Source organism: Nitrospira sp. CR1.1 (assembly GCA_014055465.1).
In the GTDB taxonomy this organism is placed as follows: domain Bacteria; phylum Nitrospirota; class Nitrospiria; order Nitrospirales; family Nitrospiraceae; genus Nitrospira_A.
Map to the genome: position 1 here is coordinate 463479 of WIAF01000001.1, position 14606 is coordinate 478084.

A 14606-nucleotide genomic window follows, 5' to 3' on the forward strand; every position below is an offset into this window, starting at 1 on the left:
ATTTGGCTCTATGCCGAATAAACAAAAAGGCGGCACCCTTGTGGAGTGCCGCCTTCTTTCATGAGCGAATTAACGAGCTAGAACTTAGTGCTTGCTACCCTGATTGTACTTGGCAGTCCAAGGGATCAGATTGGCAATCGGCTTGCCATCGGGCAACAACACATCATACTGCAGGGGCAAATTGGCTCCATCCGGAGTCTTCGGCGATGTGTTCAACAACGTCTTCGCAGCGTGGCAAGGAGCATCCACTTCCGTCTTGCCTTCACATTCCTTGAGACGAAGGGACGAGATGCTCTTCGGCTTGCCCATTTCCCCGGCATTGTCATTGAGTTTCTTCACGGAGGTGATCACCCGATGATTCTGCTCGGTTTCCTGGGCCACAAACTCAACCAACGTAGTTGGAGATCCAGGGGGAACTTCCTTCGCCGCCGCCGGTCCGGAATGCGGACGGGCCATGGACTTCAGTTGCTCCCATACATTCTTATCCGCCGGATAAAACTTGAGGTTCTTTCCAGGATGAACTCTCTGCCACCATAATCCGCTCTCGGCGTTCCCGCCGAACACCGCGATGTTGAGCCACACTGCCTCATCGTACGGATCCAAAATAATCACCCGGCCCTGCAGCGTCGTGGGCTTGCTCAGATCTCCCCACTCAAAACGCTCCTGGAACGCCTCGATGGCTAGCGCAGTGGAGGAAAAACTTACCACCAAAGCTGCGGCAGCCATAAAGGTCCACCCTTGCTTTTGAAGCTTCATAATCACATCCTCCTTAAAGAAGACAAAAGAGTCTAAAGAATGTCGCCTCGCGTATAAATTCTATTTCAGAACCTTGAATCCGGTAATGGTACGACCATCAAGCGTCACTTCCATCGCGACGAGCTCCTGCGATGCCTTGATGATTTGATCCATCAAACCCTTATCCTTGACGGCCAACCGGACCGTGGTCTGAGCATGATGCCAACCGGCATAGGGATTATTCCTGTCCGTACCGCCAGTGTAGCCCCACGCGCAGCAGGTAAACAAAGGATCTGGCGGCTTAACATCCATCTGAGTTGAAGAACGGCCGCCACCTTCACCTGAGGCCGGATCACCGGTATTCCAGTACTGGATACCGAAGAGAAGTTCGTTATCAGGATTGTCGGCCCACTGCGACCACACACGACCTTTTAAGGTGTTGGTCGGCTCACCTTTGAAAAACTTACCACTGCCCGTCGTGACTTCGCTGGGTCCGCCCCCGGCTGGAGCATCGGCCGCCATCGAAACACCGGCGGTCAACAAGCCGACAACGGAGGAGACTGCAAGTGCGGCTAGAATTCCGACCCTATTCATAACCCTACCCTCCTTGGAAAAATGATGACCAGAGAACCGTTGAATCACAGTATCCCAAAAAAAGAGTTCAAGAAAACAAAAAATCCAGAGAACGCGCTAGCAGGAGGAAGTGCGACACACACCCCCTTTCTCTCTGCTTACCTTCCCCTGTAATGCAGTCGAAATAAATTCGAACGTATAGGATGAAAACGGGGCCATGGTACTTAAATCCACCAAACGTGTCAAGGAAATGTTTTCTGAAAATCCTGCTGCCATCGCCAATAACAAAGTTCTATCTGATCAATCAGTTAGCCTGACAGGACCGCTTAAAAAAATCTCTTCTTCCTCTCGTTCCATTGCGCCGCCGACGGAAGATTTGGCGGACGGGTGATCCATTATGACGCAAACGACTGAAGACTCCTGGCCGGAATCGGTCCGAGCGCCGTGATAGCAAGACAGCGCTGATCCAACAGTGTTTGCGCCACACGATAGACCTGATCCGTGGTCACCCGATCAATCTCCCCGATCATCTGTTCGAGTGAGACATGACTGCCTTGCGTCAACTCATCCTTTGCTAATTTACTCATGCGGCTGTGCGAGCTTTCGAGGCTGAGCATGAGACTGCCCTTCATTTGATTCTTCACGCGCGCCAGATCTTTCGCATCAATTCCCTTGCTTCGGAGCTTCTTCAGCTCACGACAGACCACCTCTACGACACGCTCCACCTCCTTAGGGCGCGTGCCTGCATAGACCGTCGTCATCCCGCCATCCGAGTATGTGGACAAAAACGAATAAATCGAATACACGAGACCACGCTTCTCCCTCACCTCCTGAAACAGGCGCGAACTCACGCTTCCGCCTAGTACCCCATTCAGCGCATGAGCCGCATACCGGTCCTTATGCCCGGCACCCAATCCTTGCAAACCCAAACAGAGATGGACCTGTTCAAGCGCTTTGCGCCGAACCAGTACTCCGCCGCGGACCTCAGGAGGCCGTCGACTCTGCTTGACGGCGACGCCCTTGTGAGGGGCGGAGAAGTAACGTGCCAGGAGTTTCTCAAGGCGCTTCCAGGTGAAATTCCCCGCGACGGCGACAACTGTGCGCTCAGGATCGTAGTGAGAACCGACATAGGAAACGAGGTCGTGACGACCCAACGCCTGGATTCTCGGAGCTTGCCCTAGAATGGGCCGGCCCAACGGGTGGCTCCCGAGCGTATGCTTCATATGGAGTTCCTGCACGAGATCCTCGGGATCATCCTGAACCATCCGGATCTCTTCCAGCACCACCTGCTTTTCCTTCTCGACTTCCTTGGGCTCGAATCGGGAACGGTAGAACAGGTCAGACAGGAGCTCCAGCGCGGCCTCCAATTGCTGATCGAGCACTTTCACATAAAACGTGGTCGTCTCGCGGGTCGTAAAGGCGTTCATCTCTCCGCCCAGCGCATCGATTTCACGGGAAATCTGCGTGGCCGACCGGCTTCGCGTTCCCTTGAAAAACATATGCTCCAGGAAGTGAGAGAGCCCCTCCTCTCCCGGCTGCTCATCGCGAGACCCGACATTGACCCAAATCCCGATCGTGACAGACTTCAACGTCGGGAGTAATTCGGCCACGACCCGCAACTTGTTGTCGAGAACGATCTTGCGATACACGGTCGATTATCCTGCGGGCGTCGGTTCGGTGGAGGGAGCCCCCGCAGGTGCCGGCATCGCTTCTTTCCGGCTCAAACGAATTTTCCCCTGCTTATCGATTTCCAGCACTTTCACCTGGATTTGGTCCCCCTCGGACACCTCGTCGGTGACGGCCTTCACGCGATGATGGGCGAGCTGAGAAATGTGGACCAGGCCGTCCGTACCCGGAAGGACCTCGACGAAGGCGCCGAAATCCATGATCTTTCGAACCGTCCCCAGATAAATCTTGCCGACTTCGACTTCTTCCGTCAGGCGCTTGATCATATCGATGGCCTTCTGCGCCGATGCTTCGTCCGAAGACGCGATCGTCACATCGCCCGTGTCTTCCACGTTGATCTTCACACCCGTCTCCGCGATGATGCTGCGGATCATTTTTCCGCCTGGTCCGATGACGTCCCGGATCTTGTCCTGCTTAATCTTCATCGGGAATATGCGCGGAGCGAATGCGGACAATTTGGTCCTCGGAGCCGTCAACGCCTGCGCCATGCATCCGAGAATGTGCAGCCTGCCAGCCTTGGCTTGCGCCAGGGCTTCACGCATCAATGCGGAATCGATGCCCCCGATCTTGATGTCCATCTGAAGCGCGGTGACTCCGTTCTTCGTCCCCGTGACCTTGAAGTCCATATCGCCCAGATGATCCTCCAACCCAAGAATATCTGATAGGACCAATACCTGATTACCTTCCTTGATCAGTCCCATCGCAATACCGGCCACCGGTTCCTTGATCGGCACACCCGCGTCCAACAATGCCAGAGTTCCACCGCAGACCGTGGCCATGGAGGAGGAGCCGTTTGACTCAAGAATTTCCGACACAATCCGGACCGTGTAGGGAAACTTATCTTTACCGGGAATGATCGACTTCAATGCGCGCTCCGCCAGAGCCCCGTGCCCGACTTCGCGGCGCCCCGGAGACCGCAACGGCCGCGCCTCGCCGACACTGAACGGCGGGAAATTGTAGTGCAACATGAAGGTGCGCATATATTCGCCTTCCAGGGCGTCGATGCGCTGTTCATCGTCGGTCGTTCCCAATGTCACGACCGCCAAACTTTGCGTTTCTCCCCGGGTAAAAACCGCAGACCCGTGCGCGCGGGGCAACACCCCCACTTCGCAGGTGATCGGGCGAATGTCCGACGGACCGCGCCCATCGGCGCGCACCCGCTTTTCGAGAATCATGTTGCGAACTTCGGTGTACTCCAACCCGTGAAAAATAATCTTGACGTGCCGATCACGATTCGGCTCGTCCGATTTGAGCGCGGCAAGCGTTTCCGCCAACACCTGGTCCAATCGCTCTTGCCGTGCGCTCTTATTGGGAATCAGAATGGCTTCACGGATCGGCCCGGCCACCAGCCTCCGCACCTGTTCGGCCAAACCGGCATCGATCGGTTCTTGCTTCACCTCCCGTTTTGGCTTACCGGCCAGAGTGCGGAGCTCTTCGATCTTCGCCACGATTTTCTTGATCTCGCTATGCGCCAACTCAATCGCCTCAAGCATAGTCGCTTCAGGCAATTCATTGGCCCCCGCTTCGACCATCATGACGGCATCAGCCGTTCCCGCCACCACGAGATGCAGATCGCTGGTTTCCAGCGATTCCAGATCAGGATTGACGACAAACTGGCCGTTGACGCGGCCAATCTTGACACCCGCAATCGGGCCATTAAACGGAATCGACGAGATCGCCAGCGCGGCGGATGCGGCGGTGATGGCAATCACATCAGATACGCCGGTCTTATCTGCCGACAGAACGGAGGTGATGACCTGGGTTTCAAAATAGTAGCCCTCGGGAAAGAGCGGGCGAAGTGGACGATCGATCAACCGGCTGGTGAGCACTTCACGCTCGGAGGGTCGTCCCTCCCGCTTGAAATACCCGCCGGGAATCTTGCCCGCCGCGTAGGTTTTTTCCTGGTAATCCACGGTCAGCGGAAGGAAATCCACTCCGGGTTTTGCGGTTTGTGAGGCCACGGCCGTCGCCAGGACCACGGTGTCGCCATACGTGGCCCAAATTGCGCCGTCTGCCTGCTTGGCAATACGGCCGGTTTCCAGCGTCAAGCGGCGACCCGCCAACTCGATGTCTATGACATGTTTCATCTATGGTCTCCTCCGGTTAAATCCCACAGATGCCCACAGAGATAAGCTCAATTCGCAAACGGAACCTTCACAGGCCTCTGCGCTCGCCGCGCGTAGACCCGTGCGTTTGAACTTGTTTCAGTGTTCACCTGCGGGGACAATAGTTCGACCGCCACGCAGAATGGTGGCGGCCGATTCGATCATCCGACTACTTACGAATACCCAGACGTTCGATCACGGCGCGATACCGGCCCTCTTCAATGTGTCGGAGATAATCCAGCAAACGGCGACGTCGGCCGACCAACGTCAACAATCCACGCCGGGAATGGTGGTCCTTCTTGTGCATTTTAAAATGTTCCGTCAAATACGTGATCCGGTTTGTCAGAATGGCGATTTGCACTTCCGGAGAGCCGGTGTCCTTGTCATGCTGCTGAAAGCTCTTCATCAACTCCGTTTTCACTTCTTTTACCAGTGCCATACGTCTCTACTCCTCTATTGAGTTCGCGATACTACCACCCTGTGATTCGTCCGTGACGAATACCTTTGACACAGCAATCGACAGCTCACTCGCACTCCGCGCCTGAACATCCAGCCCGGTGGGCATGGTGCCGATCGCGACTAATTGCCCGACACTGTCCTTGATGCGGATAGCCCGACCCGATGCTTCCGAAAAAACCGTCGGCAGACCCTGCCAACTCAGCACATCTGCGGCCGGCACCGGCATCCCGTGTAAGACCTTCCGCGCCGTCTCTGCGCCAACGATGCAGACGGGAAGTTCTACGAGCGCCTCGTCCAGTGTGAGCATCGATCCCGCCAGCGTCCCCTGAGCCAGGCGTGCCTCGACTTCCTCGACGGTCAATGCCTGCTCCACCACCAGCGGGCCGACGCGCTCGCGAATCAACGTCGCCATATGACCGCCGACCCCTAGCTGTTCTCCAATGTCCGCACAGAGGGTCCTGATATAGGTGCCCTTGGAGCAGACCACCCGGAGCATCACATTCGGAAGCTGAATGTTCACAATTTCCAAACGAAAGACGGTGACTTCACGAGCCTGACGCGCCACATCCTTGCCAGCTCTCGCGGCCTTATACAGGGGAACCCCTCCCACCTTCACGGCCGAGTACATGGGAGGAACCTGCTGTATACGACCCTCAAACCCGGCGACAATCTCCCGGATACGACTTTCAGTCAAGGCCGTAATAGGCGACCGCCGGAGCACCGTCCCTGTCGCATCTTGCGTATCGGTCGTTTCACCCAACTTCAGGCCGACCAGATACGTCTTATCCCACTCAAGCAGATATTCAGCGATGCGCGTGCCCCGGCCGACGAGCAACGGCAACACCCCTGTTGCCGCAGGATCCAGCGTGCCCGCATGGCCCAGCTTTATCCCGCGCAATTTCCCCCGAATCCGGGCAACCACATCGTGCGAGGTCCATCCGGCCTCTTTGCGGACATTGAGCACCCCATCCTGAACCATCGCAGCCGTATGGAATTCCGTCGATGCAATCATAGTCATGGGTTACACATCGGGGCGAGAGGATTCCGGGAGCATACCTTCCCTGGTCTCATCCTGATGCAACCCGTCCAACAGGGCCAGAACCCGGTCAGCCCGCGGGCCGCTGACATCTTTCATAAAGATCAATTCCGGCAGGTAGCGTAGCGCCAGGCGCCGCCCGAGCTCCGCCCGGACGAAACCACTCGCCTTCGCCAGTCCATCGAATACCAGCCGCTCGTCCTTGTTCTGCTCCATGGTCGTGACAAAGACGCGCGCAATGCGCAAATCTTTAGTCAACTCCACATCGGTCACCGTCACGGAACGCACGCGCGGATCTTTGATCTTCCGCATCAAAATGTCAGCCACTTCCATGCGGATCTGATCTGCCACCCGATCGGCCCGGCTATACGTCGATTTCGTCATGGCGCGGCCTTACAGCAACTCGATCCGAGAGCGGAGTAACTGAATCGTGGGCACCCCCTGAATCAGATTCACGGCTTGGTCCAACACCTGATTGACGTGGGCGGATTCATTCGCCACGCAGGCCAAGCCTAAAATTGCCTTCTGCCACAACTCTTGATCCCCCACTTCAGCGACGGACACGTTGAACTTCTCCCGCAAACGACTTTTCACACTTTGCAAGACCCGGCGTTTGTCTTTCAATGAATGTCCATCGGGGATGAACAACTCGACCGTACAAAGTCCGACGATCATGCCCGATGAGTTTGCGGAGAAGTGCCGCGGTGTGCCGATTCGAGCTTTGCCGCAACCTTGTCGATGGCAAACGCCTCGATGATGTCTCCTGATTTGAGGTCGTTGAAGTTTTCAACCGTGATGCCGCATTCATATCCCTGCTGGACTTCCCGCACATCATCCTTGAAACGCCTGAGCGAACCCAACTTGCCTTCATAGACCACCACACTATCCCGAATCACACGCACCCCGGCGCTGGCCCGGGAAATGACGCCGTCCACCACGTAGCAACCGGCCACCAGGCCGGCCTTGGGGATCGTGAACATCTGCCGCACCTCAGCGCGTCCGAGGATGCGTTCCTTGAGCGTGGGTTCGAGCAAGCCTTCCATGGCCGCCCGGATATCGTTCAGCGCATCATAAATGATGCTGTAGAGACGGACGTCCACACCTTCTCGTTCCGCCAACGCCGCCGCTTTCGGTTCAGGACGGATATTGAACCCAATGACAATTGCCTTCGATGCGGCCGCCAGCAGAATATCGGTTTCGGTAATCCCTCCGACCCCGGTGTGCATGACTCGCAACTTGACCGCCCCGGCCGGCATCTTTTCAACGGCGGCTGCCAAGGCCTCTGATGAGCCCTGCACGTCAGCCTTGATCACGATCGGCAATTCTTTGACATTGCCCTCTTGGATCTTGGCAAACAAATCATCCAGGCTGACCTTCGCCGGACCGGCCAAATCGGCTGCCCGCTGCTTCATCGCCCTTTCCTGCGCGATCTCGCGAGCGACCCGCTCATCCTTCACAATGGTGAACGCATCACCGGCAGACGGCACTCCCGGCAATCCGATGACTTCAACGGGCACCGAGGGCCCTGCTTCCGTGGTTTTCTTTCCCGTATCCGTGATCAGCGCACGAACGCGACCGCTGAAATTGCCGACCACAAACGCGTCCCCCACATGCAAGGTTCCGCTTTGCACCAGAACCGTCGCGATGGGTCCCCGTCCACGGTCCAGCTTGGCTTCGATCACCAAGCCCTTCGCCATGCGGGTGGGGTCCGCTTTCAGTTCCAGAACTTCCGCCTGCAGGAGAATCATTTCCAAGAGCTGATCCAGACCGGTCCGTTGCTTCGCGGAGACTTCGACCATGATCGTGTCACCGCCCCACGACTCGGCTACCAATCCATGCTCGGTCAGGGCATTTTTTACGCGGTCGACATTGGCGCCTGGTTTGTCCACTTTGTTGATGGCCACGATCAGCGGAACTCCGGCGGCCTTGGCATGATGAATCGCCTCAACCGTCTGAGGCATGACACCATCGTCTGCCGCGACGACCAAAATGACGATATCCGTCGCTTTCGCTCCCCGTGCCCGCATCGCCGTAAACGCTTCGTGGCCCGGGGTATCGAGGAACGTCACTTGCTTGCCGTGAACACCGACGATATAGGCGCCGATATGTTGCGTAATGCCTCCGGCTTCGCCTTCCGCCACCTTCGTTTCACGAATGGCATCCAACAAGGACGTTTTTCCATGATCGACATGGCCCATGATCGTGACGACCGGGGGCCGCGACACGGCATGTTCTTCCCCGGAGGATTGCGCCGCCTCTTCCAGCAACGCTTCGCCCACCTTCTCCGTCGACACTTCCACCCTGGCGCCATATTCTTCGGCAATCAACGACGCCGCTTCGAGATTAATCGACTGGTTGAAGGTCACCATCTGCCCCATATCCATCAGCTTCCGGACCACGTCCGCCGGCCGCTGACCGATGAGTTCCGCAAACTCTTTGACGCTGACTCCTGCGGTCAATTTCACGCTTTTCTTTCTCGGCTTGGTGATTTCCGTTGGCGAGGCATGGTGAATATGTTTGGACCGGTCTTCGCGCCGCTGCACCGGGATCGCCCGCAGATCTCCCCACCGGGTGGCGTCGTTCTTAAACTTGGCTTCGTCTTCTTCCCGGGTCCGTGGCGCCTTCTTGGCTTTTTTTAATTTCTCGCGGGCGGCGGCTTCACTTTCCAACACGTCCGGAACCAGGCTTTTCTTTTTCGCTGCCGCAAGGGGATCGACAGGAGGGGCCGTCATCACTGGAGCCTGGGATGGCTTGACCGTCACATCCTCGGCAGTCGCAACAACAGGCGGCTGGGGCTCGGCTTCTTCAGCCGGTACAGACGCAATTGGACCAGCTTCGCCTACCTCAGAACCGGGCAGGGGGGCCGGAGTCACAACACCGGCGTCCGGTACTGCGGGAGCGGCCGGCGCAAACACGGCTTCCGCTGCGGCGAGCGACGCAGCAACCTCCTCTGCACCCTCTTCGCGTTTCTTCTTGATGAGAATGCGTTTTTTATCGGGCTTCGGCGGCTCTTCATGCGCGACCGCGTGCGAGCCACTAGGCTCTTTCGGCAAACGAACCATTTTTTTAGCCTCATGCCCGGAAGAAGGCGCCTCACCGGCGCGCGCCTTCGAGCCAAGCTTTTCGAGCGCGATGCGGACCGAATCGTCATCCAAGGCGCTGCTGTGGGACGCCACCGGAATCCCGAGCCGCTTCAATTCAGGAATCAGCTCCCGATTTTCCATCCCCAGCTGCTTTGCTAATTCGTACACGCGCATACAGTACCGCTCAGCTCCACCCGCTTAGATAATTGCCATTCAGCTCGTGAGTTCCGAGCTGCGTCAGTCTGCCAGCTGCGCCGCAGGCGGCGGAGGATCGTCTGTATCCCGCCGATTTCGTGCCTCATCCTGCTGGCGCTGGGCCTCGGTCTCTTCCGCCAAGGCCGCTTTGATGTCTCGATCGCGCTCCGCCTTTTCCTTTTCATATTCCGTCGCGCTGATGATATCGATCTTCCAGCCGGTCAGGCGAGCGGCCAGTCGGACATTTTGCCCGTTCTTCCCAATCGCCAGCGAGAGCTGCGAATCCGCCACGACCACCAATGCCGACTTCTTCTCTTCGTCGATACCGACTTTCTCGATGGTCGCGGGATTCAATGCCTCCGCGATGAACACGCGAGGATCCTGCGTCCAGGTGATAATGTCGATCTTTTCTCCGCGCAACTCTCGCACCACCGCCTGTACGCGCGACCCCTTAATTCCGACGCAGGCCCCCACCGGATCCACGGCTTTATCACGCGAAGACACCGCGATCTTGGTGCGATCGCCCGGTTCGCGCACGATCGACTTGATCTCAACGATTTTCTCCCCGACCTCCGGGACTTCCAGCTCGAACATCTTGGCCACAAACTGCGGATGGCTACGGGACAGGATGACCTGCACGTCCTTCGGTGTGCGACGCACCTCCAGCAGCAACGCCTTCACGCGATCTCCACGCCGGTACGTTTCACGCGGGATCTGTTCCTGAATAGGAAGAATTGCCTCGGTCTTGCCGAGATCGACCAGGAAATTTCTCCGCTCCATACCGAGGATGATGCCGTTCACCAGGTCTCCCTGGCGCGTCGAATATTCCTTTTGAACGGCTTCCCATTCAGCTTCCCGGACCTTCTGAAAAATCACCTGCTTGGCAGTTTGAGCGGCGATGCGCCCTAACTCGTCCATCTCGATGAGGGAGCCGATTTCGTCACCGACCTCCGCGCCTTCATCGTATTCGCGCGCCTCCTTCAGGGAAATCTCAGCCTTCGGATTGGCCACCGTATCAACGATGATTTTCTTGGACACCACCGAAATTTCGCCGGTCTTGCTGTCAATTTCGACCTGGATATTCTCGGCCTGGCCGAATCGTTTTTTCGCAGCCGTTTGCAGCGCCGACTCGATCGCGCCAATGACCCTGGCCTTATCGATGCCCTTTTGACGGCCGATTTCATCGATGACGGCGATCAACTCTCGGTTCATAGCTCACACCTCATGGTTAACACACCACCGGGCACCGTCTACTACTTGGAAAACTCAACCTTTCGACGCGCCAGCGCAATATGATCAAACTCCACCCGAATCGTATCCATAATTTTCTTCTGCTGGACAGCCAATGTCACCGCGCAATCCTCCACCGCCACCACAGTCCCCTCCACCCGCCATTGCGACTGAAGCGGTTCGCGCAATTTGAGCGTCACCGGCTGTCCGATCACACGCCGATAATCTTGCACGGTCCGCAGGGGCCGATCTAGGCCGGGCGACGATATTTCCAGCGTATAGGCATGCGGAAACGGATCAATGACGTCCAGCGCCGGGCTCAGAGAACGATGCGCCTGCTCACAGTCTGTCAGCGAAATTCCGCCAGGCTTGTCGATGAAGACCCGGATCACGGTCCGGGGACCTTGGCCAACACACACCGTCTCGACCAACTCAAGGCCGTGGGATTGCAGAATGGGAGCCGCAACTTCTTGCACGCGGAGGTTGAGCACCTCAGCGCGTTTCACCGAAGGCTTCCCTGCCGACACCGCTCCCGCATCACTCATAGGCAAAAGTTGCTCAAACAAAAAAGTGGGCCCAGGCCCACTTACAGCGCGTGAACCTTACCATGCCATAGGAGTGAAAGCAAGGGACGCTAGCTGATCAGAGCTTCCCAACGACGAGACAAACGCTGTGACAGAGGGCCTGGCACTCCCGCGCCGATCTCATGCCCATCAATGCGTACGACCGGTAATACTTCCACTGTCGTTCCCGTCAAAAAGACTTCGGACGCCGTCAGGAGATCGTCCCGGCCGACGAAAGATTCCACAACCGGCAGCCCTTCCTTCCTGGCCAGATCCAGAACAATCGCCCGCGTGACCCCGGAAAGGATGCGGTGTCCTTCAGGTGCGGTCTCAATAACACCGTTTCGCACGATCATGACATTACTGACAGACCCCTCGGTGACTAATCCATCTCGAACCAAAATGGCCTCGAATACATCGGCTTCCTTTGCCCGCTGGCGTGCCAGAACATTCGCCAAAAGATTGACGCTTTTAATATCGCAGCGTCCCCAGCGAATGTCGTCTACCGTGATGGCCCGAACCCCGGCCTTGCGAATCGAGGAGTCGAGAGAATGAAGCTCGCGAAAGGTCAGCACCGTCGTCGGCACAGGCGAGGCAGGAAAAGGATGATCCCGCGGAGCCTGCCCGCGCGTCACCTGCAGATAAATTTTGGTCTCAGGAAACCGGCTCAGCCGGAGGCCTTCCTGAATCAACGCCATCCACTGGTCCTTGGTGCGCCCCAGCGAGAGGTCCAATGCCTGCGCACTCCGCTCAAACCGGGCAAAATGCTCGTCTAGGGCAAATGGTTTCCCCCGATAGGTGCGGATAACCTCATACACGCCGTCCCCGAACTGAAACCCACGGTCCTCGATACTGACCACGGCTTCCGCCACAGGACCGAAGTGACCATTCACACACGCAATGTCAGGCATGGCCGTTTTCTCGCCGCCTCCTTGCCTCAAGACGCGGTGACGTAAAATATCTGCCGGTCTTCGGCCGTGAATTTCCACCCCAATCGCTTTTCAAAGACCAGCCGATGAGTTCCGGGGGTCGAGGGCTTAAACTCGAACGTGCGCTGTCCTTGATCGACCGCATTGTTGCTGGCCGTGCGAAGAAAATCGTCCTCCACCAGGGGCATGACAGCGGCATCATACATTGGGACCCATAATTCGCCCCTCGTGCGATCCTCCCAGAGCCGGATGTGAACCGGCATTCCAACTCGCGCCTTGATGACTTTGGCACCCGGTTCCTGCTCGGTACCCGTGGGAACGGTTTTGCTTAATGGGCTCATCTTCCTGAGAACTCCGACATCATCACTCCGCGCGGCTACACCTTGCGCCGCCCTCCGACAAATATCTGTCCGCCTTCCACCCGCACATCATAGCTTCCGACGCAGTACCCTCCGCCGTCCGTCCCTTGCCCATTTCGAACATCAAAGGCCAAGTCGTGCCAGGGACAGGAGACGACATGCCCTTTCACGCGGCCCTTATTGAGCGGGCCACCTTCATGAGGGCACGAATTATAGATGGCATGAAAATGCCCCTCGATATTGAACACCGCAATGGCACGCTCATTCACCTTGACGACTTTGACCTGGCCAGGAGGAATGTCCTCAACCTTGGCCACACACTGAAACCCTTCCATAAGCGATTCCAACTCCCCTTCTTCCTCTTACATCCGAAGCGTAAACTTCAGTTCCATCCCGGTCGTAATCCCCGCGCGTTTCGCGTACCCCGCCTCCGCCTCGATCAAATACCGAATCGGCTCAGGCGGAGGACCGTAGAATGGACAAGGATCCTGGGCGCAAGGCTGCACCTGCTCTAGAATCTGCACCACATGATGACTCTCATCTACCCAGAACATATCTACAGGAAAGCGGAACTGACGAGTCGCCACACGATGCGCTCCCGTCGCCTCAAAGATATAAAGCATCCCCGTATCGGCTGGCAATCCTTCCCGAAAGGCGAGACCGAACAGCAGCTTTTCCGGCGTGCTGGCCACTTCCGTTTCCATCGTCTTCCCGTTCGGGAACTCCACGATGATGACCTCGGATTCCTTCGGCCCACCGAGAAACAGGCTCACACTGATCAGCAGGATCACTAAGAGCACAAACGTGACAATTTTTTTGCGACGCTGTTCCGATTCAGAGCCGCTCGCGCGCGTCACCATAACCAAATGCAGTCGGACATGGATGCATCCTTATGTAGTCGTACCTGCGCAGAGCCGCATGTACATTGGGCCCAAAGCCCCATGACTTGCCGAGTGCTAGGCCTTCTTCCCAAGGCTCATTCTGTTGACTTGCCGAAGAACGCCGGCATAGAATGCGGACCTGTTTCGCCGCGAACTATGGTCGCGGCGGCACGAAATTGTCAACATCTTATCCGTCATTAAAGGAACTGCGAAGGAGGCATAGGCCATGGCGCTTCTGATCACCGATGAGTGTATTTCCTGCGGGGCATGCCTGCCAGAATGTCCCAATGAAGCCATTTTCGAAACGCGAAGCGATGCTGAAGGCAAGGGCAACCACGTCGGAGACGGGCAAGGAGTCGGTGATAATATTTACGTCATCACTCATGATCGTTGCACCGAGTGCGTCGGGCACTTTGACGAGCCGCAATGTGCGGCTGTCTGCCCGGTGGACAACTGTTGCATTGCCGATCCGGCCTATCCGGAGGCGACTGACGTATTGCTGGAGAAAGCCAAATCGTTGAATCCGGACAAAGAAATTGATCCGGCCAAAGTTTGGAGCGGCGTCCGCAACTAATTAGATTTCGGCACATGTGCGCGGCGCCACGAAGGCTCCTCCGGGAGCCTTCGCTGTTTGGGCTACGAAGCAGCGGTGCAACAACGGAGACATCCCTGGCTTTCGGCAGTCGACCGCTGTAGACTTTAAGAGAACTGTCGCCTGCGCAGGCCACCTCGTCCCCTCACGCGGCCCCGCGACATTCATCCATTGGCTACC

General features: G+C 57.0%; 16 protein-coding genes. 1 reads left to right on the forward strand and 15 read right to left on the reverse strand.

Annotated features, from left to right (window positions below):
* Positions 1–84: 84 nt before the first annotated feature.
* The 15 genes from GDA65_02225 to GDA65_02295 all read right to left on the reverse strand — a co-directional run bounded on the left by GDA65_02225 (position 85) and on the right by GDA65_02295 (position 13813).
* On the reverse strand, positions 85–756 hold the full coding sequence (locus GDA65_02225) for a hypothetical protein (GenBank protein ID MBA5861514.1): 672 nt from the start codon (positions 754–756) through the stop codon (positions 85–87).
* Positions 757–816: 60 nt separating this feature from the next.
* Positions 817–1329, reverse strand: a complete 513-nt coding sequence (locus tag GDA65_02230; protein ID MBA5861515.1) for a hypothetical protein — start codon at positions 1327–1329, stop codon at positions 817–819.
* A 374-nt stretch (positions 1330–1703) separates the two neighbouring features.
* Positions 1704–2957, reverse strand: coding sequence for an insulinase family protein (locus GDA65_02235; protein MBA5861516.1), 1254 nt, complete (start codon positions 2955–2957; stop codon positions 1704–1706).
* Positions 2958–2963: 6 nt separating this feature from the next.
* Positions 2964–5081 carry a polyribonucleotide nucleotidyltransferase gene (gene pnp, locus GDA65_02240; GenBank protein ID MBA5861517.1) on the reverse strand — a complete coding sequence of 706 codons (2118 nt, stop codon included), beginning with the start codon at positions 5079–5081 and terminating at the stop codon, positions 2964–2966.
* Positions 5082–5268: 187 nt separating this feature from the next.
* Positions 5269–5538 (reverse strand): 30S ribosomal protein S15, encoded by a 270-nt coding sequence (rpsO, locus tag GDA65_02245; GenBank protein MBA5861518.1) that lies wholly within the window; start codon positions 5536–5538, stop codon positions 5269–5271.
* A 6-nt stretch (positions 5539–5544) separates the two neighbouring features.
* The gene (gene truB / locus GDA65_02250) at positions 5545–6576 is read right to left on the reverse strand and encodes a tRNA pseudouridine(55) synthase TruB (GenBank protein MBA5861519.1); all 1032 of its coding nucleotides are present in this window, start codon (positions 6574–6576) and stop codon (positions 5545–5547) included.
* Between the two features lie 3 nt (positions 6577–6579).
* Entirely contained in the window at positions 6580–6978 is a 399-nt protein-coding gene (rbfA, locus tag GDA65_02255; GenBank protein ID MBA5861520.1) for a 30S ribosome-binding factor RbfA, read from the reverse strand.
* Positions 6979–6987: 9 nt separating this feature from the next.
* The gene (locus tag GDA65_02260) at positions 6988–7269 is read right to left on the reverse strand and encodes a DUF503 family protein (GenBank protein ID MBA5861521.1); all 282 of its coding nucleotides are present in this window, start codon (positions 7267–7269) and stop codon (positions 6988–6990) included.
* Positions 7266–9851: a translation initiation factor IF-2 gene (gene infB, locus GDA65_02265; protein MBA5861522.1), complete on the reverse strand. Its 2586-nt coding sequence runs from the start codon at positions 9849–9851 to the stop codon at positions 7266–7268. The genes GDA65_02260 and infB overlap by 4 nt, the downstream gene beginning before the upstream one ends.
* A 63-nt stretch (positions 9852–9914) precedes the next feature.
* A complete protein-coding gene (gene nusA / locus GDA65_02270; GenBank protein ID MBA5861523.1) occupies positions 9915–11084 on the reverse strand; it encodes a transcription termination/antitermination protein NusA in 1170 nt (389 codons plus the stop codon).
* A 41-nt stretch (positions 11085–11125) separates the two neighbouring features.
* On the reverse strand, positions 11126–11647 hold the full coding sequence (locus tag GDA65_02275) for a ribosome maturation factor RimP (GenBank protein ID MBA5861524.1): 522 nt from the start codon (positions 11645–11647) through the stop codon (positions 11126–11128).
* Between the two features lie 89 nt (positions 11648–11736).
* Complete coding sequence (dat, locus tag GDA65_02280) at positions 11737–12576, reverse strand: D-amino-acid transaminase (protein MBA5861525.1); 840 nt, start codon at positions 12574–12576, stop codon at positions 11737–11739.
* 26 nt (positions 12577–12602) lie between these two features.
* Positions 12603–12935 (reverse strand): hypothetical protein, encoded by a 333-nt coding sequence (locus GDA65_02285; GenBank protein ID MBA5861526.1) that lies wholly within the window; start codon positions 12933–12935, stop codon positions 12603–12605.
* A 35-nt stretch (positions 12936–12970) separates the two neighbouring features.
* Entirely contained in the window at positions 12971–13288 is a 318-nt protein-coding gene (locus tag GDA65_02290; GenBank protein MBA5861527.1) for a Rieske 2Fe-2S domain-containing protein, read from the reverse strand.
* A 27-nt stretch (positions 13289–13315) separates the two neighbouring features.
* Positions 13316–13813, reverse strand: a complete 498-nt coding sequence (locus tag GDA65_02295) for a hypothetical protein (protein ID MBA5861528.1) — start codon at positions 13811–13813, stop codon at positions 13316–13318.
* Positions 13814–14060: 247 nt separating this feature from the next.
* Between GDA65_02295 and GDA65_02300 the strand changes: the two genes are divergently transcribed.
* On the forward strand, positions 14061–14408 hold the full coding sequence (locus GDA65_02300; GenBank protein MBA5861529.1) for a 4Fe-4S dicluster domain-containing protein: 348 nt from the start codon (positions 14061–14063) through the stop codon (positions 14406–14408).
* The last annotated feature ends 198 nt before the right edge of the window (positions 14409–14606 follow it).